Annotated in this window: 16 protein-coding genes and 1 pseudogene; 11 read left to right on the top strand and 6 right to left on the bottom strand. The window is 58.1% G+C overall.

Translation table 11 applies throughout. The features are described from left to right. The 6 genes from AC0YNU_RS24400 to map form a co-directional block, all read left to right on the top strand. Positions 1-248, top strand: a 248-nt coding sequence (locus tag AC0YNU_RS24400) for a hypothetical protein (RefSeq protein ID WP_475761286.1), incomplete at its 5' end; no start/stop codon positions are given. A gap of 13 nt (positions 249-261) precedes the next feature. Continuing rightward, positions 262-1,989 (top strand): long-chain-fatty-acid--CoA ligase, encoded by a 1,728-nt coding sequence (locus AC0YNU_RS24395; RefSeq protein WP_475761285.1) that lies wholly within the window; start codon positions 262-264, stop codon positions 1,987-1,989. Further along, the gene (locus AC0YNU_RS24390) at positions 1,986-2,417 is read left to right on the top strand and encodes a PaaI family thioesterase (protein ID WP_475761284.1); all 432 of its coding nucleotides are present in this window, start codon (positions 1,986-1,988) and stop codon (positions 2,415-2,417) included. The genes AC0YNU_RS24395 and AC0YNU_RS24390 overlap by 4 nt, the downstream gene beginning before the upstream one ends. Positions 2,418-2,531: 114 nt before the next feature. After that, complete coding sequence (locus AC0YNU_RS24385) at positions 2,532-2,705, top strand: hypothetical protein (protein ID WP_475761283.1); 174 nt, start codon at positions 2,532-2,534, stop codon at positions 2,703-2,705. A gap of 190 nt (positions 2,706-2,895) precedes the next feature. Continuing rightward, positions 2,896-3,084, top strand: coding sequence for a hypothetical protein (locus tag AC0YNU_RS24380; RefSeq protein ID WP_161703939.1), 189 nt, complete (start codon positions 2,896-2,898; stop codon positions 3,082-3,084). Positions 3,085-3,187: 103 nt separating this feature from the next. Continuing rightward, positions 3,188-3,928 (top strand): type I methionyl aminopeptidase, encoded by a 741-nt coding sequence (map, locus tag AC0YNU_RS24375; protein ID WP_475761282.1) that lies wholly within the window; start codon positions 3,188-3,190, stop codon positions 3,926-3,928. Between the two features lie 7 nt (positions 3,929-3,935). Here map and AC0YNU_RS24370 read toward each other — a convergent pair whose 3' ends face one another. From AC0YNU_RS24370 to AC0YNU_RS24355, 4 genes are all read right to left on the bottom strand, one after another. Beyond that, positions 3,936-5,057 (bottom strand): Ger(x)C family spore germination protein, encoded by a 1,122-nt coding sequence (locus AC0YNU_RS24370; protein WP_475761281.1) that lies wholly within the window; start codon positions 5,055-5,057, stop codon positions 3,936-3,938. After that, on the bottom strand, positions 5,050-6,144 hold the full coding sequence (locus AC0YNU_RS24365; RefSeq protein WP_475761280.1) for a GerAB/ArcD/ProY family transporter: 1,095 nt from the start codon (positions 6,142-6,144) through the stop codon (positions 5,050-5,052). The genes AC0YNU_RS24370 and AC0YNU_RS24365 overlap by 8 nt, the downstream gene beginning before the upstream one ends. Before the next feature lie 13 nt (positions 6,145-6,157). Beyond that, positions 6,158-7,570, bottom strand: coding sequence for a spore germination protein (locus AC0YNU_RS24360; protein ID WP_475761291.1), 1,413 nt, complete (start codon positions 7,568-7,570; stop codon positions 6,158-6,160). Between the two features lie 142 nt (positions 7,571-7,712). Further along, on the bottom strand, positions 7,713-8,678 hold the full coding sequence (locus tag AC0YNU_RS24355; protein ID WP_475761279.1) for a helix-turn-helix domain-containing protein: 966 nt from the start codon (positions 8,676-8,678) through the stop codon (positions 7,713-7,715). A 109-nt stretch (positions 8,679-8,787) separates the two neighbouring features. Between AC0YNU_RS24355 and AC0YNU_RS24350 the strand changes: the two genes are divergently transcribed. Then, positions 8,788-9,432 (top strand): SOS response-associated peptidase, encoded by a 645-nt coding sequence (locus tag AC0YNU_RS24350; protein WP_475761278.1) that lies wholly within the window; start codon positions 8,788-8,790, stop codon positions 9,430-9,432. 989 nt (positions 9,433-10,421) lie between these two features. Here the strand turns inward: AC0YNU_RS24350 and AC0YNU_RS24345 are convergent. Then, positions 10,422-11,210: a helix-turn-helix transcriptional regulator gene (locus AC0YNU_RS24345; protein WP_475761277.1), complete on the bottom strand. Its 789-nt coding sequence runs from the start codon at positions 11,208-11,210 to the stop codon at positions 10,422-10,424. A 127-nt stretch (positions 11,211-11,337) separates the two neighbouring features. Between AC0YNU_RS24345 and pyk the strand changes: the two are divergent. Beyond that, a pseudogene (gene pyk / locus AC0YNU_RS24340) lies at positions 11,338-12,375 on the top strand (pyruvate kinase); the annotation flags it as partial. Between the two features lie 204 nt (positions 12,376-12,579). Continuing rightward, the gene (locus AC0YNU_RS24335) at positions 12,580-14,514 is read left to right on the top strand and encodes an ABC-F family ATP-binding cassette domain-containing protein (protein ID WP_475761276.1); all 1,935 of its coding nucleotides are present in this window, start codon (positions 12,580-12,582) and stop codon (positions 14,512-14,514) included. 221 nt (positions 14,515-14,735) lie between these two features. On the opposite strand, the gene AC0YNU_RS24330 is transcribed toward AC0YNU_RS24335, so the two are convergent. After that, positions 14,736-16,241 (bottom strand): MATE family efflux transporter, encoded by a 1,506-nt coding sequence (locus AC0YNU_RS24330; protein ID WP_475761275.1) that lies wholly within the window; start codon positions 16,239-16,241, stop codon positions 14,736-14,738. 199 nt (positions 16,242-16,440) lie between these two features. Between AC0YNU_RS24330 and AC0YNU_RS24325 the strand changes: the two genes are divergently transcribed. Further along, positions 16,441-17,328, top strand: a complete 888-nt coding sequence (locus tag AC0YNU_RS24325; RefSeq protein ID WP_475761274.1) for a helix-turn-helix transcriptional regulator — start codon at positions 16,441-16,443, stop codon at positions 17,326-17,328. A gap of 209 nt (positions 17,329-17,537) precedes the next feature. Further along, positions 17,538-18,878, top strand: coding sequence for an alpha-galactosidase (melA, locus tag AC0YNU_RS24320; RefSeq protein WP_475761273.1), 1,341 nt, complete (start codon positions 17,538-17,540; stop codon positions 18,876-18,878). Positions 18,879-18,940 lie beyond the last annotated feature (62 nt).

The following is an 18,940-nucleotide window of genomic DNA, read 5'->3' as shown; positions in this document are numbered from 1 at the left end:
GTTTTTGCTCGCTAAGAAGCGTGATCGAAGATGCTTCCCAAAAACTCAGCCTATGCTTCCGAAGTATTTTTTGCTCGCATGGAAGCCAAATCAAAGAAGCTTCGCAAAAAAAAGCTTATGCTTCCGAAGTGAGTTTTTGCTCGCTAAGAAGCGTGATCGAAGATGCTTCCCAAAAACTCAGCCTATGCTTCCGAAGTATTTTTTGCTCGCATGGAAGCCAAATCAAAGAAGCTTCGCAAAAAATTTGAGGAGGCAGGGAAAATGACCCAACCATCTTCCCCCTGGCTTCGCTCTTATCCGTCCGAGGTTGCGCCTTCGGTGGATATTCCGGACCTCGCCATCGGCGATTTGCTGCTCCAGACCGCGGCCAAATATCCGTCCCGCGAGGCGCTGTTTTTTTTCGGCAAACGGATCTCTTACAAAGAGCTGCTCGCGTCGGCCCAGCGCATGGCGGCCGGCCTTCAGGCTGCAGGTATCGGCAAAGGCGACCGCATCGCCATCATGCTGCCGAACTGCCCGCAGACGGTCATCGCGTACTTCGGCGTCCTGCTTTCGGGGGCGATCGTCGTCATGACGAACCCGCTCTACGTGGAGCGCGAGCTGGAGCACCAGCTGAAGGACAGCGGCGCCGTCGCCATCGTGACGCTGGATCTGCTGTATCCGCGTCTCGCGCGGGTGCGCGGCGAAGTGCCGGAATCCGGGCCGGTCCCGCAGCTCAGGAAAGTCATCGTCACCTCCATCCCGGACGGATTGCCGTTCCCCAAAAATCTGCTCTACCCGATCAAGCAGCGCCGCGCGGGACCGCTTCCGGACGTTCCGTACGGCCAAAACGGCGTGACGCGATATGCGTCGTTCATGGCGAAAGCCTCCAAGCTGCCGGCCGAAGTCAAGACCGACCCGGAGAAGGATATCGCGCTGCTCCAATACACGGGCGGCACGACAGGCGTCGCCAAGGGCGTCATGCTGACGCATCGCAGCCTGATCGCGAACGCGGCGCAATGCGCGGCATGGTTCTACCGGTTAGAGGAAGGCAAGGAGCGGTTCCTCGCGGCGCTGCCTTTGTTTCATGTGTTCGGTTTGACGGTTATCATGAACTTATCTGCGCTGATTGCGGGCTCCATCGTGCTGCTGCCCCGCTTCGAGATTGAGGCGGTACTGAAGGCGATTCGCGACGAGAAGCCGACGATCTTCCCCGGGGCGCCGACGATGTACGTTGCATTGCTCAACCATCCCGACGTGAAGAAATACGATCTGTCGTCGATCAACGTGTGCATCAGCGGCTCTGCTCCCCTGCCGATCGAGGTGCAGACGCAGTTCGAGGCGCTTACCGGCGGACGGCTAATCGAAGGGTACGGGTTAACGGAAGCGGCGCCCGTAACGCATGCCAACCCGCTGTGGACGAGGCGCAAGATCGGGACGATCGGGCTGCCGCTGCCCGGTACGTTGGCAAAAGTCGTCGATTTGGACACCGGCGAAGAACTTCCGCCCGGCGGAATCGGGGAGCTGCTTATACATGGCCCCCAGGTGATGCAGGGTTACTGGAACAAGCCGGAGGCGACGGCCGCGTCGCTGAAGGACGGCTGGCTGCGGACCGGTGACTTGGCGCAGATCGACGCGGACGGATTTTTCGCGATCGTGGACCGGATCAAGGATATCATCATCGCAGGCGGCTTCAACATCTATCCCCGCGAGGTGGAAGAGGTGCTGTATGAGCATCCCGGCGTCAGGGATGCGGCCGTCATCGGCGTGAAGGATGCGTACCGCGGAGAGACCGTGAAGGCGTTTATCGTGCTGCGCAAGGACGTGAACGTTTCTTCCATGCAGCTCGACCGCTGGTGCAGGGAACGGCTGGCGGTGTTCAAGGTGCCGCATCAGTATGAATTCCGAGCGGACCTGCCGATGACGATGATCGGGAAGGTGCTGCGCCGCAAGCTGCAGGAGGAAGAGGAACAAGCCGCGGCCGGCGGCGATGAGGACGGTGAGGCATGAACGACAGCGGGAATGAACAGCCTCGGGATGCCCGCAAGAAGCTGGAAGCGCTGGAAGCGGCGGCTCGGCCGACCTTTTGGGGCTTTCTTGGCTGTGAGCTGGTGTCCGCGGACGGGGACAAAGCGGTCATCGCGCTGCAGGTCCGGCCGGAGCATCTGAATTTGGCGGGCATCGTGCACGGCGGTGTGCTGGCCTCGCTGCTCGACAATGCCATGGGGCTTGTCGCCATTCTCGCGTGTCCGGGAGAACGGACGGTGACGACGGGGCTGAACGTCCATTATTTGTTATCCTCCTCGGAGGGGAGGCTGACTTGCGAAGCGGCGCTTATCCACCGCACGAGACGAACACTTACATTAGAAGCACGAGTTGCCGATAATAAAGGTGAGCTTCTTGTATGGGGAAGCGGAACGTTTCGCAGGGTAACTTGATTGTAACATGTTACATTTCTGTAGCGGGCTGTCCGTCGCATTGAAAGCGCTATTCCTTTCCTCTATAATTAGCCTATATATGGAAATTATCCGGAGCGAAGGGGGGGCGCATGTGTGGTTAGTCCTTGGATAACGACTGCGGTCATCCTGTTCGGCATCATCGTTGCGATTGCGGGCGTCATTGCTTACTTGCGTATGTATAAGAAGAGTACATGGTCGGCTGCAACAACGCGTCCGCAGGAAGTGGATTTGCCCGGTGCAGATTCGACAGAAAATGACAAAATTTGATGCATTTATAAATAAAAGTTCGTGTTCGCTTTTCTATCCGGATTGAAAATGTTATAATTGATTGATAAGTTAGAAAATTCAATGCGGAGTCTCCTTCACGCTTTCAGACTCACCTTCATTCACGTGGATCGTTCAACATGCTGTAATCGTAATTGTTAGAACCACCAACCGATGCTAGGGAGGGGATTTCATGGCTAAACGCAGCCATAATGAAGTCAAAGAAAGCCTCGTGGAGCTCACACGCATTTTTCAACCGAAGGACTCGCGCAAGTTTGTCAGGGATTATATCCGCAAGTACAGGATCATGGGCGGATATGAAGAAGAGCTGACGCTTCTGGTCGAGCATGAGATGGGGAGACTTCGCTCCTCGGTAAGCTAATCGAACGTATACAAGCCTTGCCCGGAACGATAGGGACAAGGCTTTTTTGTTGCTCTCCGGTCCATAAACGCCGGCCATGCCGTATGCATGTGGAGGGTTGCGCATGATCCAGTACAAGACGAGTGAAGAAATCGAACGGATGCGCAAGGCGGGGCGTATCGTCGCCGCCTGCCACCGCGAAATCGGCCGAAGGCTCAAGCCGGGCGTGACGACGCTGGAAATTGACCGCTTCGCAGAGGCCTACATGGTCAGCTGCGGTGCCAAGCCGGCTCAGAAAGGGTATAAAGGTTATCCGTATGCTACCTGCGCCTCCGCCTGCGACGTCGTCTGCCACGGATTTCCCCGTGACGTTCCGCTTCGGGAGGGCGAAATCGTGACGATCGACATGGTCGTCGAGCTTGACGGCTGGATGGCGGATTCCGCCTGGACGTACGCGGTCGGGCGGGTAAATCGCGAGATGATTCGGCTGATGAGCGCCGCGAAGTTTGCCCTATACCAAGGCATCGCGCAGGCTGCGGCGGGTAATCGGATCGGAGATATCGGCCATGCCGTGCAGACTGTCGCCGAGCGGGAGCAGTACGGCGTCGTAGAGGCATTCATCGGTCATGGCATCGGACGCCGGATTCACGAGGATCCTCAAGTCCATCATACGGGCAAGGCGGGCACCGGCAAGAAGCTGAAGGAAGGAATGGTCATTACGATCGAACCCATCTTCGTAACGGGCAAACCGCATATCTCGATCGATGCCGACGGCTGGACGGCACGTACGTTCGACGGTTCCTGGGGGGCCCAATTCGAGCATACCGTAGCGGTGACGAGCCGCGGGCCGGTCATTCTGACCTAAAAAACGCTTATTTCATTTTGCCTACATTGTCTATTCGTGTCTTGACCTTGCATTGCACTTCGATTTGCGGATACCGTTCGCTCCAGTTCGTTCCCTTCCACGCCGGATAGCCCATATGGTTGCGCACGTAGCTGCCGATGCCGATGCTGTCCGCCCCCGCCTTCTGCAGCTTCTTGACCAACAGCTCGGCCTGTTCGGCCACGTAGGCCGATATTTTCTGTTCGAGCTTCTTCAGGTCCTGCGGCTTGCCAAGCTCGAGCTCGCCGCCGATGTATTCCGAGACGGAGGCATTTAAATGCACGCGAACGGTGACTTTCGTCTTGTCGCCGGCCCCCGTGACCGCGATGCTGCGGCTGCTGACGAGCGACGCCAGCGTGACCGCTTCCGCGGTTTTTCCCTTCTTCTGCAGGCTGATGCCGAGCTCGCCCTGCTTGAATCCGCCGTGCAGACAGGCGAAGATCATCGCGTCTTTCTCCGGTATGCGGCCGACATAACGGTCGTCCTTGAACAGGGCGATGCCGTCGATCACGATATTCTCTCCGGCCCGCCTGATCATCGGTGCGACGGGATCGATGCCGTCATCATAATAGTCGCGCACGAATTCATACAGCGTTGCTCTCGGGATGGAATGCGTTTCAGACTCTTTATCGAGCAGCCGCTCGATATACAAGTCCGTCCGAGGATGCTCGCTGTACCGCTGGTTTAGCAGGTTCTCCGCGTCGCCGTTCACGACCGCGATTTTCATGAGCGGCGAAATGGCGGGATCGCGGGTCTGGGTATCCAAATGGTCGCCGACGCCTGCTTGAACGAAGGATTTGCCGAGCAGCGTGACGCGCAGCTGGCCGCTCACCAGCTGCAGGCTGGTCTGCCTGGACATTTGAATGCGCGCCTGCTTGCTCGTCGGAGCTGTCGTGCGGAGCACTTCACGCTCTTCGTTGGAATCGTCCTCCAGTCTCGGAATGGCGACGGCGACCTTCAACTCGCCGCTCGGCAGGAGATCGTAACTTGTCGTTTGGATGAAGCCGACCTGCTCGAGGATACGCTGGTCGCCGCAGCCGCCCAGCGGGAGCGACACGGCAGCGATCAAGAGGAGCGGCAGCCGCATGCACCGGGAGAAGGGGCTACGCATTGACCGCCGCCCCCTTCTCTTTGCGAATCATTAGGAGCATGACGAGAAACAAGGGCAAGCCGAATGAAACGATGATCTCGGCAATGCCGAGCCAAGTCAGCCAAGCGTTGACATCCGCTAGCGTATCCGGTACCAGTCCGACGAAGAACGTGCCGGCAACAAGCGCAAATCCCCGGTATTCGGGCTTGATCCGCGGAAACAGCCGCCCGCCTGTCTCGCTCGCGGACCAAAAATACATCGACATAGTCGAAAGCATCGTGAAGAGCAGCAGGCCGTACAGCATGTTTTCGATCCGTTCGATGAACGGAAATTTGATGTAAGCGAACATGTCGATCAACGGAAACTGCATATGCTTCAGCTCGCCGAATCCGAAGAACCCGAAGACAAGGAAGCAGATATAGATGTAGCTGACGAATACGAGGAGATTTGCCCATAGAGCCATTTGCACCACCTTTGAAGAGCGGTCTACATAAGCGAACAGAAGCATGACAAGCTCGTAGCCCAGAAAGGCCGAATAGATGCCCGTCATGCCCATCGGATTGAAATCTCCTTCGTGAAAGAAGAAGGGCGTCATCCGCTTCCAGCTGAACTCATGAAAGAACATGCACGAGAACGGATACATCCACACGGTCAAATAGAAAAATACCGTGCTCGCTTTGGACATCGTATAGACGCCTTTGATGCACAGGAGCATGGCGAGCAGGTCGATGACGAGCTTGAACCAGACCGGATTCGCTGTCGGAAAGGCGATCATCTGAAAGATATATACGTATTCCATGGCGACCAGGCAGGCCAGCATGCTCCAAAGCGCCGTCAGCGTCAGGTACAGCGGAGCAAGCAGCAGCTTGGGCAGCCGCTGCTCCATGAGATCGAAGATGGATTTTCCATGTCCCAGGCGATAAATAAGGCCGATCAGAAGCAAATTCGCCGTCACGACGATGCAATAGGCAGGCAGGACGAGCCAGCCGTTCAGCCCGAACGTTTGCGCCAGCATCTGGCCAAGCCAGATAATGACGACGCCCGTTTGCGTCATATATAGAAGAATAAGCACGTGGAACGAGGAAAGCTTTTCTTTGACCGCTTGCAATGCTGCTCGCCTCCTACTCTCTCGGTTTCATGCGGACCGGATTGGGGCTCTTCACTTGCGACGGGCGTTTCGTCAGCAGCCTGAAGGGGGCGCGAATGAAGACATCCGACCAATCGCCCGGCTTATGAGGCGCGACCGGGGTCAAATAGGAAGAGCCGAGACTTGTTACATGGCTGAGATGGATAATGAGGAACGCGATGCCGATCGTGATGCCGAGATTGCCCCAGATGCCCGCCAGAATAATCAGGCCGAAGCGGATCAGGCGGATGGAGGCGCTCATGATGAAGCTTGGCATGACGAAGGAAGCGATCGCCGAGGAGGCGACCACGATGATGAGAATATTGCTCGTAAAGCCGGCTTGCACGGCGGCTTGGCCGATGACGATACCGCCGACGATGCCGATGGTCTGGCCGATCTTCGTCGGCAGGCGGGCGCCGGCTTCGCGCAGCAGCTCAATGACCGTCTCCATGAGCAGCGCCTCGTAAACAGGCGGGAACGGGACCCGGCTTCTCGATTCCGACAGCGTCAGCAGCAGTTTCTGCGGAATCATCTCGTAGTGGAAGGTGGTGACGGAAACATAGAAGCCCGTAAACAGCACGGTAATGATGAATGCGATGAACCGCAGCATCCTGGTCGCGGTGCCGAGCGACCAACGCTGGTAATAATCGTCGGAAGAGATGAAGAACTCGAACAGCGAGGTCGGCGCGCTGAAGGCAGACGGACTTCCGTCCATCACGCCGACCACCCGCCCCGCGACGAGCTTGGAGGCGATGGCATCCGGACGCTCCGTCGTGAAGAACTGCGGGAAGATCGAGGCGGGCATATCGTCGATCAATTGCACGAGCATGTTCGTATCATGAACGGCGTCGATTTCGATTTCCCGAATACGGCGAACCACCTCTTGGACGTATTGCATGTTGACGATGTCCGCGACGTAGAGCACGTAAACGTCCGTTTTGGAGACTTCGCCGACCTGCAGCCGGATGCACTTGAGATGGGAGCTTCTTACGCGTCGGCGGATTTGCGAAAGCGTCGAATTCGCCGGCTCGGAGAACGCCTCGTGCGGACCCGTGATCGTCGTTTCCGTCTCCGATTGGCTGATGGCTCTGCCCTGCGGGTTGTACATGTCGATGATGTAGGCTTGGCCGTCGTGAAAAAGCGCCACGCTGCCGGATAAGATCGCGACGACGATTTCCTTGTCTTCGCTCTTCGCCGTACGGGCCAGCCGCGCAAGCGCAGTTTCCAGCTCGTTTTCGGTGGCGGACAGGATCGGCGTCAGCACTTCGCGGGAGAGTTTGCCGGCGTCGATCATATGGTCGAAATAGAGCAGATCAACGTTCAGCTCGGGATAAGCCATGTGCGTGAAATCCGCGCAGTCGTCGAATTGATGAAGGATATGGGTAAATTGCTGCCCTTGTTGTTCCATAAGCACGCCCTATGTCTTCGGAAGTTAGTATGCTTCCATCCTTGCCCAAGGTTTGCGATTTATACGAAATTCCGGTTATTTACATATAGGAAAGGGCCGCGCGGAGGCTGGCGCGGCGGCATTCGAAGCGGATTAAAGCGGATTAAGGCGCGGAGCGGCGGGGAAGCGTCGCGGTGGCCCGGTACTGGCGGGGGGTGACGCCCGTCTTCTTCTTGAACAGGCGGTTGAAAAATTTCGTGTTCAAGTACCCGGACCGGGCGGCGATATCGCTGATGCGATCCGTAGTCCCGAGCAGCAGCCGGCAACTGAGATCGATGCGCGCGCTCTGAACGTAGTCCAGGAAGGTGACGCCGGCCGCTCTTCTGAAGCTGCGCTGGAACTGGCGTTCGCCGATGCCGAGCTTCGCCGCCATGTCGGCTGCCCGCAGTTCTTCTGCGCAATTAGCGTCGATATAGGCCAGCAGCTCTTGCATGGAGGAAGCGGCAATGCTGCCGGCAGCAGGTTCGACCGGCTGTTCTACCTGCTCCTCCACGCAGCGGCGGTAGAGCAGGACGAGCAGCTCCGCCGTCAAGGCGCACAGCGCTGCGACGAATCCCGGCCGGCGCGACGAGAATTCGCCGTGCAGCCGGTGGAAGAGGCGCTGCGCTTCTTCGCCGCGGTCGTGAAGGCGGAACCACGCTTTGCCCGTGCGGCGTTCCCGGAAGAAGGCGGCGAGCTCGGGTTCGGCTTGAACGGCCTGCAGGAGCTTGTCCAGCTGCTCGGCCGTAATGATGCAGTTGTACAGGGCAAGCGGCTGCCCTTTGGCCGACGGACGGAAGACGTGGGAGATGCCGATCGGAATGAAGAACAGGTCGCCGCGCGCGACGGCCATTTGGTCCGTATCGAGATAGTGGTAACCGGAGCCCTCGGCGACGAGGCAAATTTCAATGAAATCATGCGCGTGCATGCGCAGCTCGAACGATTCGCGGGCGCGGTTGACGAAGACCGGCACCGGATTGTCGATGAGCGAGGCGTAAGGCAGCAGCCGTTCGCCCCGAAATGAAGGCTCAGGCGTTGGGGCGTTCGACTGCGTCGGCGAATCAATCGCTTCGTTCGTTGGTTCTCTCATACCGGCCCGATCTCCTCTCTTTGTAGGTTATTATAACGAATTCGGCTGGCAGGTACATGATTACGGCTGAAGTGGTCATAATAACCAAAACAAGAGGAGGTTTTTACCAATGTGCCAAGCAATTTCCATCACGGCCGCTTCATCCGAGCTGACGGAACGTTTCGAGCTCGATAACGTTCTGTTCCATACGTCAGGCCGGTACGAGATTCAACCGACAGAATCGGTTTCTGCCATCATTCACCGCAAAGACGAGCGCGTCCTGGACGAATTCCGCTGGGGAATGGTGCCCTATTGGGCCAAAGATTCCGTGCAGATGGACAGCATGAAGCTGTTCGAGAAACCGATCTATGAGCGAATCGCGAACAAACAGCGCTGCGTCATCCCGTGCAACGGCTTCTATGTCTCGCGTACCGAAGGCAAAGAGGTCAAGAAGTTCAAGATCACCATGCGCAGCGGGACGTTCGCCGTTGCCGGTCTCTACGACGTGTTCCGCGCCGCTTCCGGCGAGGAGATGCGCACCTGCACGATGCTCATGACCAAGGCGAACGGGCTGATCGCCCAGTATCAGCCGAATATGCCGGCCATCCTGGAGCAGGAAGACATCTCCGATTGGCTGACGCGCGGCGCCCGTACGCCGTTCGAGCTGAAGAACATGCTGCGCATGATGGAATCGGTGCGCATGATCGCCATTCCGGTGACGCCGTCCGGCGAAGCGGATGTCGAGTTCGAATCGCCACGAACGGAGTACGTCTAAGCTCAGCCATCTAACGTCGGTTCCGCTAGGACGGAACGCGTTGACGTCTGCCCTGAAGAGCGCCAAAAGCCTCTATACCCGCTACGTGGGTTGGAGGCTTTTTCGCGTGCATGGGCTGGGCTGACAGAGAACAAGGAGGCCGGAATTGTGCGAAACAGTAGTTTTGGAGATTCTGAGAGCCGCAGCCGGGCCGGAATTGTGCGAAACAGCAGCTTTGGAGGTTCTGAGAGCGGCAAACGGGGCGATTTGTGCGAAATTGCAGCTTTGGAGGCTCTGTGAGCGGCAAACGGGGCGAATTTGTGCGAAATTGCAGCTTTGGGGGCTCTGTGAGCGGCAAACGGGGCGAATTTGTGCGAAATTGCAGCTTTGGAGGCTCAGTGAGCGGCAAACGGGGCGGAATTGTGCGAAATTGCAACTTTGGAGACACTGTGAGCGGCAAACGGGCTGGAATTGTGTGAAATTGCAGCTTTGGGGGCTCTGTGAGCGGCAAACGGGGCGAAATTGTGCGAAATTGCAGCTTTACAGGCTCTGTGGGCGGCAACCGTGGCGAATTTATGCGAAACAGCAGCTTTACAGACTCGGTGAGCCGCAACCGGGCTGAAATTGTGTGAAATTGCAGCTTTGGAGGCTCCGTGAGCCGCAGTCGTGGCGAATTTGTGTGAAATTGCAGCTTTGGAGACACTGTGAGCGGCAGCCGGTCTGAAAATATGCGAAATTGCAGCTTTGGAGGTTCTGAGAGCAGCAAACGGGGCGATTTGTGCGAAATTGCAGATTTGGAGGCTCAGTGAGCGGCAAACGGTCCGGAATTGTGCGAAACAGCAACTTTGGAGGCTCGGTGAGCCGCCACCGGGCTGGAATTGTGCGAAACAGCAACTTTGGAGGCTCCGCTAGCAGCAACCGGGCCGGAATTGGCCAACCAGCAGCGGTGCCGAGTCCGGACGCCGCCCTTTCTATGCCAGCTTTTCTTATGGCCAACAAGTCAGCGGCGCTCACTCCCGGTCCGACCGTTCAGCGATCAAATCGGAGGGCAGCTGCTCAATGATACGCTTAAAGGTTCGGTTGAAATACGACGGGTCGCTGTAGCCGAGATGCTCCGAGATGTCTCGCGCGGTGAGCTGCGAGTGGCGCAGCATGTAGACGGCGGTCTTCATCCGCCGCCGGTGCACGTATTCGCTGATCGTCATGCCGGTGACGCTTCGGAACAAGGAGGCGGCATAGTTGGGGCTGACGCCGATGCAGCCGCCGAGCTCTTGCTTGGTGATTTTGCCGCGGTAATGATCCTCGATGTAGCGCTTCATGACTTCAATATGATGAATGGAAGACGGCGCCTTCTCGCCTTCGTCGTACTCCCTGCTGATCGTCACGATCAGCTCGGTAAGCAGCGCGCCGCACATGACGGAGAAATAGCGGTCGCGGGCCGTCCACTGCTCGACGATGTAGAGCAGCTTCTCGAGCAGCAGCTCCGGCATATGCGTGACCCAGCTCAGGGGAGTGCGTCTGGCGAGCAGCGGCAGCAGCCTTACCGCCGAGGAATCGGACGGGCTGAAACGCACGACGACGCTCTCGCGGATGCTGCCGGAGCCGCGCAGCTCGGCGGCGAGCACGCCTGCGGGGATGAGCAGCAGATCGTTCTTGCGCAGCTGCGTCGTTTGCCCGGCGAGCCGAAAGCTCGTCTGGCCGAACCGGATCCAGACGAGCGTGTAGCTGTCGCTCCCGAGCGGCGATTGTTCGTTCTTCAGAATGCCGCGCTCCTGCCGGATGTCGAAAATGTCGAACACGGAGCATGACCTCCTTTTCCGTTCATCGTACTATGATACAATCACTGTACTATAGTACATCGCGCTGGCGCAATTGTTCTTTTACAATGAAAGAAGCGATGAAAATAGGAACCAAGGAGTGAGCTTAATGAAAAAAACAGCGATCGTTTGTACGATGGGACCTGCTTGCATGTCGCCCGACATGTTGGAAAATATGCTGCTTGCCGGCATGAATATAGCAAGACTGAACTTGGCGCACGGAGAGCTTCAAGACCATAAGGAACGCATCGAGCTTGTTCGCGCGGCGGCGAAGAAGCTGAACCTGCCCGTTTCCATCATGCTGGATATCAAAGGACCGGAAATCCGCACGGGACTGCTCGAGGAGCCTTCTTACCTGCTGAAGGCCGGCGAGTTCCTGACGCTGACGACAGAGCAGATCAAGGGTACGGAGAAACGCATTTCGGTCTCGTACGATCTCGCCAGCGACGTCGCCATCGGCTCGCGCATCATGATCGATGACGGCCTGATCGAACTGCAAGTCGTCCGTATCGAGGGACCCGACGTCGTATGCGTCATCCAAAACGGCGGCATCATCAAATCCCGCAAAGGCGTGAACCTGCCGGGTATCCGCACGAGCCTTCCGGGCGTGACGGAGAAGGATAAGCTGCACATCGCATTCGGCATCGAGAACAACGTCGAGATTATCGCGATGTCGTTCGTTCGCCGGGCCGAGGACGTGCTTGAAGTGAAAGCGATGCTGGCCGAAAAGGGCGCCGGCCATATCGAAGTGATGTCGAAGATCGAGAACCAAGAAGGCCTGGACGAGCTGCAAGCGATCGTGGAAGCATCGGACGGCATCATGGTTGCCCGCGGCGACCTCGGCGTCGAGATTCCGATCGAGGACGTGCCGCTGGCGCAGAAGCAAATGATCAGCGCATGCAACCGTGCGGGCAAATTCGTCGTCACGGCGACGCAAATGCTCGAATCCATGCAAAGCAATCCGCGTCCGACTCGCGCCGAAGCGTGCGACGTCGCGAATGCGGTATGGGACGGCTCCGACGCCGTCATGCTTTCCGGCGAGACGGCTGCCGGCAAGTATCCGCTCGAAGCTGTACGCACGATGGCGGCACTCGCGATCCGAGCCGAGCAAGCGATGGGCGAAGGCGAAGTCGCAAAGAAAGATTTGATCGGAGCGTAGCCTTCGTTTAAAGTGAATAGATAAGGTGAAACGGTTGACGTCGTCCTTGTGGCGGCGTCTTTCGTTTCATTCCGGAGAAATTCAGCGTGCAGGATGAAGGTAAGCAAGTGAAGCTTAATCGGCGCTTGAATAGGGACAAAGCGCGGCGGCATGATGCGTTTTGCGATTTACTAACGTTAGGCGGGAGCTATTATGCACGTATTGACGGTTGATCATATTGCCAAGAGTTACGGGGAAAAAGTATTGTTTCAGGATGTGTCGTTCGGCGTGGAGACCGGCGACAAAATCGGCATCATCGGCGTCAACGGCACCGGGAAGTCGACGTTCATGCAAGTCGTGGCTGGTATAGAGCAACCGGATTCGGGCTCTATTCTCGTCGCGGGGGGCACGACGGTACGGATGCTGTCGCAGGATCCGCAGTTTGATCCCGAGGAGACGGTGATGGAGCATGTGCTCGGCGGCGACTCCGCCCAAATGCAGGCGGTGCGCGCGTACACGGACGCACTGCGGCAGTTGGAGCTGAACCCGGGCGACGCGGCGCTGCAGGAGCGCCTCGTCCGCACCAACCAGCGGATGGATGAGCTGGACGCTTGGAGCATCGAGAGCGATGCCAAGATCGCGCTGACGAAGCTCGGCATTCTGAATTTCGATGCGAAGCTCGGCGTCTTGTCCGGCGGGCAGCGCAAGCGCGTGGCGATGGCGGCTGCGCTGATCCAGCCGGCCGACGTGCTGCTGCTGGACGAACCGACGAACCATATCGACAACGAGTCCGTCGCTTGGCTCGAAGGCATGCTGCAGAAGCGCAAGGGCGCACTGCTCATGATTACGCATGACCGGTACTTCCTGGATCGGGTCACCAACCGGACGCTGGAGCTCGACAAGGGGCGGGCGTACTTCTACTCCGCGAACTACAGCCGCTTCCTGGAGCTGAAGCTGGAGCGCGAGGAGCGGGAGGCGGCTTCGGAGTCCAAGCGTCAAAACCTGCTTCGCAACGAGCTCGCCTGGATGCGCCGCGGCGCGCAGGCACGCTCGACGAAGCAGCAGGCGCGTATCCAGCGGTTCGAGTCGCTCAGCGCGCAAGGACCGGACCGGGCAGCCGGGAAGCTGGAGATGTCCGTCGCCTCGTCGCGGCTCGGGAAGAAGATCCTCGAGATCGAGGGGCTGCGCAAGTCGTTCGAAGGCCGCGACGTGATCGCGAACTTCAGTTATATCGCGGTGCCGGAGGACCGCGTCGGCATCGTCGGGCGCAACGGCCTCGGCAAGTCGACGCTGCTGAAGCTGATTGCCGGCAAGCTTGCGCCCGACGCGGGCACCGTCGATCTTGGACCGACGGTCAAGCTTGGCGTGTTCTCTCAGGAGCGCGAGGAGATGGACGAGACGCTTCGGGCCATCGATTATATCCGCGAGATCGCGGAGCAGGTGACGACAGGCGACGGTTCGACGATCACCGCGGGACAGATGCTGGAGCGGTTCCTGTTCCCGCCAGCGCAGCAATGGACGCCGATCGCGAAGCTATCCGGCGGCGAGAAGCGCCGTCTGCAGCTGCTGCGTGTCCTGATGGAAGCTCCCAACGTGCTGCTGCTGGACGAGCCGACGAATGATCTCGATATCCTGACGCTGACGGTGCTGGAAGATTATTTGGACGATTTTCCGGGCGTCGTCTTCACGGTATCCCATGACCGGTATTTCCTGGACAGGACGGCGGAGCGTATCTTCGCCTTCGAAGGCAACGGCGTCATCGAGCAGCATGTCGGCAATTTCACGGATTATCAGGTATACGCGGCCGAGCACGGAATTCGTGCCTCCGCGGGCGCATCCGAAGGGCGCAAGACGGCTCAGCCTGCGCCCCTGGCGAAGACCGAAGCCGCGCAGGAGCCGGCCAAGCCGACGAAGATGACCTACAACGAGCAGAAGGAATTCGATACGATCGACGCCGATATCGAACGAGCGGAAACGGCGCTCCAGAAGGTGCAGGAGCGGATGGAGGCTTCCTCCAGCGACTCCGGCTTGCTGCAAGAACTGCTCACGGAGCAGGCTCAGCTGGAGTCGAAGCTGGAGGAACTGATGGACCGCTGGGCGTATTTGAACGAGCTGGCGGAACAGATCGCGGCGAACAAGAAGAAATAAAAGTAAGCGGAAGTAAACCCCGTGTCGGTGAACAAACGAAGAGTGCCGGAAAGCCCAGTGGGCTGCTCCGGCACTCTTTTTTCGACGATTCAAAGATTCGGCGATTCGATGTTGGATTGTCCGATCGGCTTATTTCCCGCCACGAACCCCATGCAGGAAAAGCCGAACGATGCCAAGAATACGATAGTGAACATCTGATGTAAGCAGTCAAATCGAGAACGTCAAGCTTCCACGGGCTGATGACCTTTCGAAGAGATGGCAGCAGATGGACGCGCGGGCTCCTGTTGAACGTTCACGCCTGTCGTGACTGCAACGCTATTACTGCCGGACAGCGATGCCGGCACTCCTTGCTGCTGGAGCTTCCCCAGCTCATCGCGCTCCGCGGCGCGGTTCAAGAACATGCGCTTCCGCCAGCGGATGAAGACGAGGATGCCGCGCACGTATTCGTCGGAGATCATGCAGCAGTAGATCGCTACGAGTCCCCATCCGAGATGCAGCCCGAACCAATACGACATGCCGGCTGCCACGCCCCACATGGAGAAGATGGCGATGATCATCGGATAGCGCGTGTCGCCGACCGCGTTGAGGCCGGAATTGAACGCCATATTCAGCATTTTGCCGGGCTGCAGGAGCATGTTCAGGGCGAGCAGCGCGATGCCCATGTGGATGATTTCGGCGTCCTTGGTGAAGAAGCCGAGGAACGTTCGGCCCAGCAGGACGAGCAGTCCCGCGTTGACGGTCACGATGGCGAGCCCGATGAAGAGTGCTTTATAGGCGCTGGCATAGGCTTCCTTCCACCTCTTCGCGCCGAAGAGATGGGCGATCTGGATCTGAACGCCCATGGCAATGGCGTAGCCGAGCATGAAGCAGAACGATTCCAGCGTGTTCATGTACGTCCGGGCCGCGAGCTCCTTCGCGCCAAGAATGGCCAGGAACATGAAGATGACCATTTGCGAAAGCATCCAGCAGGATGAGCTGACGCCGAGCGGCCAGCCGATGCGAAGCACTTCCTTGAAGAGTCTGCGGCTGCGCAGCTTGAGATCCGCGAAGCCGATTCTGCGTTCGAACGCATGGATGAACATGTAGGCGAGAACGAGCATCATGATGACCCGGCAGGAGAACGTCGAGATCGCGACGCCCTTCAAGCCCAATTGCGGAAAGCCGAAGGCTCCGAATATAAACGCATAGTTGAGCAGCACATGCAAAATATTGATGCCGACCGCCGTCAGCATCGGCCCGCGCGTGTTGCCCGTATTGCGAATGACCGTGCTGAACGCGGCCGCCAAGGCAAACGGCGCAATCCCGCAGCCTGCGATGGACATATACGATCGGCCGAGCGGAAGCAGCTCCTCCGGCATTTGGATGATTCTTGCGATCTGGTCCGGAAACAGGAAGAGAACGGTGCTGATCGCAAGCCCGATGCAGACGGCGAATTTCGCCGCGATGATGCTGATCGTGCGGGCTTCCTCCGGCTTGCGCGAGCCCAGCTTCTGCGCGACGAGAATGCCGGCGCCGCCCGTAATCGTCACGAACAGCGTGTTCACGCCATTGAAGAGCTGATTGGACAGGCCCACGACCGCGACGGCATCGTCGGATACGCGGCTTACCATCAGCGTATCCACGGTGCCGAGAAGCGTGGCGAGAAAGAGTTCAATGAAGATTGGCCATGACAATGACCATAATGAGTACGATTGAAATGCGGTTCTATTGTTCGCGGATGCGCCCATCTCGATTGTATGCCTCCCAGGTGCTTGATCGCGCGAGAAGCTTCGGATGCTCGCGCGGAGCGCGGTATGCGCGCTCGTTTCACTTTCAAATTATAGATGGTATACTGGGCGCAATGTATGAGGGTATCAACCGAAACTTTCAAATTTGAAACCTCCGTATCCAGTCGGAACGGGAGTCGCGGCAAAGGATGGTCTTTCAATGAACAGACTTCAATTTACGGTCCCCCCGCTTCCGCACTACATGCTTTGCGGGCTGTCGTCGTACGGACCGGGAGGACGGCATGTCAGCCGGCGGAACGTGGGGGTGTTCGACCTTCTGATCGTTCGGGAGGGCTGTCTCTATATGGGCGAGGAAGATCAAACCTACGAAGTCGGCGAGGGCTGCGCGCTTATTCTCCGGCCGGACAGCTATCATTTCGGGACCAAAGGCTGCGACGTCCACACATCCTATTATTGGCTGCACTTTCAGACGACGGGAAGCTGGACCATGACGGATGACGAGCTGCCCCGCTCCGGGCCGGAGCCGTACGACGAGAAGCGCATGGAGGCGTTGTGGTCGTATGCGACGCACACGTTTCAAATTCAGGTCCCCCAATTCGTCCGGCTGCTTCACCCGGGCAAGGTCGACGAGCTGATCGACCAGCTCATTCAGCTGAACCACAGCTTCTATTCCGGCAGCGCCAAATGGAATCAGCAGGCGCTCTTCCAGGAGGTGCTGCGGCAGCTGTCGGCCTCGATGGCAAAGGAAGAATCGGCGCCGGCGGCGGCTTGCGCGGACCAGGCGGCAGCCTACATGCGGAAGCATTACCGGGAGTCGATCACCGCGCATGAACTGGGCGAACGGTTGAATTTTCACCCCGTCTATATCGCCCGCTGCATGCAGCGGTATTATGGCTGCGCGCCGATGGAATATTTGATGCATCATCGGATCGAGCAGGCGAAGCTGCAGCTGCTTCAGACGGATCATACGATCGCCCGGATCGCCGAAGAAGTGGGCTTCAACCAGGCGGCCTACTTCACTTCCTGCTTCACGAAGGCGGAAGGGATCTCCCCGCGTAAATACCGGCAGCGCTTCTCGTACGGTTAAACGGCGGTGAATGGGATAGGCGTATGGGTGAGTGCAGCGGTGAGGACGCCCAAGCTTGCTTCACTCGTCTTCTCGTTCATGCCGGTCCGTCAACAACGAGGTCAAGAGGCTGGCATAAAACCGGTCTCTTCCTAATATGGCTATTCGTAGGACAACTAGCGGCAAGTAATCGAAGACTCGTAAGCCAATCACTCGAAGGAGGAGAATGAATGACCGCAAAAATCGCATTTATCGGGGCGGGCAGCCTGGTCTTCACCAAAAATTTGGTGCGCGACCTGCTGACCTTCCCCGCCTTCCAGGACAGCACGATCGCGCTGATGGATATCGACCCAGGCCGCTTGGCGTATGCCAAAGCGGCGGTGGAGAAAATTATCGAAGCAGGCGAATACCGCGGCGTGAAGCTGGAAGCGACGACGAACCGCGAGGAAGCGCTCCGCGGGGCGAACGGCGTGTTGTGCACGATCATGGTCGGCGATTTGGACGTGTACCGGCATGACGTGGAGATTCCGAAGAAATACGGCGTCGATATCAACATCGGCGATACGCGGGGCCCGGCCGGCATTTTTCGTTTTTTGAGAACGCTTCCAGCGATGCTGGAGATTTGCCGCGACGTGGAAAGGATCTGTCCGGACGCGATCTTTCTGAACTATTCGAATCCGATGGCGATGCTCTGCAGGGCGCTGCAGAGCGAAACGAACGTGCAGGTGACCGGACTTTGCCATAGCGTGCAGGGAACGGCGTCGATGCTCGCCGGCTGGATCGGCGCGCCGATGGACGAAATCACCTATACGTGCGCGGGTATCAACCATCAGGCGTTCTACCTTGAATTCAAACGGAACGGCGAAGATGCCTACCCGATGATTAGGGATGCCGTCAAGAATAATCCGGACGTATATAACGAGGAAATCGTGCGAAACGAAATGTTCCTGCACCTGGACTACTACGTGACGGAGTCGAGCGGTCATAATTCGGAGTACAACGCCTGGTTCCGCAAACGGCCCGACTTGATCGAGCGATACTGCACGCACGGAACGGGCTGGAATCCGGGCGAGTACGGTGCCATCGTCAAATACGGGGAACGCATGAAGAATAATTGGCAGAAACAGATGGAAGAATGGCGCGACGGCCCGGTCGACTTGGCGCGCGGGGAAGAATACGCTTCGTACATCTTCAACGCGGCGTTCGGCGACGGCACGCTCTTCAAATTCAACGGCAACGTCCGCAATTTCGGCTTGATCGATAACTTGCCGGAAGGCGCCTGCGTCGAGGTGCCGGTACTCGCTTCGAGAAACGGGCTGTCGCCGATCCACGTCGGCAAGCTGCCTGACCATTTGGCGATACTGGTCAATACGAGCGCGAGATGCGAGGAATTGGCGGTCGAGGGGGCGCTGACGGGCAATAAACGGAAAATTTTCCAGGCCGTCGCGTTCGACCCGCTCACCTCCGCCGTGCTCAGCCTGCAGGAAATTCAAAGCATGGTCGACGAGCTGTTCGAAGCTAATCGCGGCTGGCTGCCCCAGTTTGAAGGCGACCGGCTCGTGAATTCCTGATCGTACGTATAAGCACGACAAACAGGGGCAGTCCGGGACGAACTCGTCCGCGGCTGCCCCTG

It is taken from the genome of Paenibacillus sp. J31P316, from assembly GCF_056269105.1.
The sequence above is the reverse complement of the archived record's forward strand: the minus strand, read 5'-3'. Positions and strand labels throughout refer to the sequence as shown.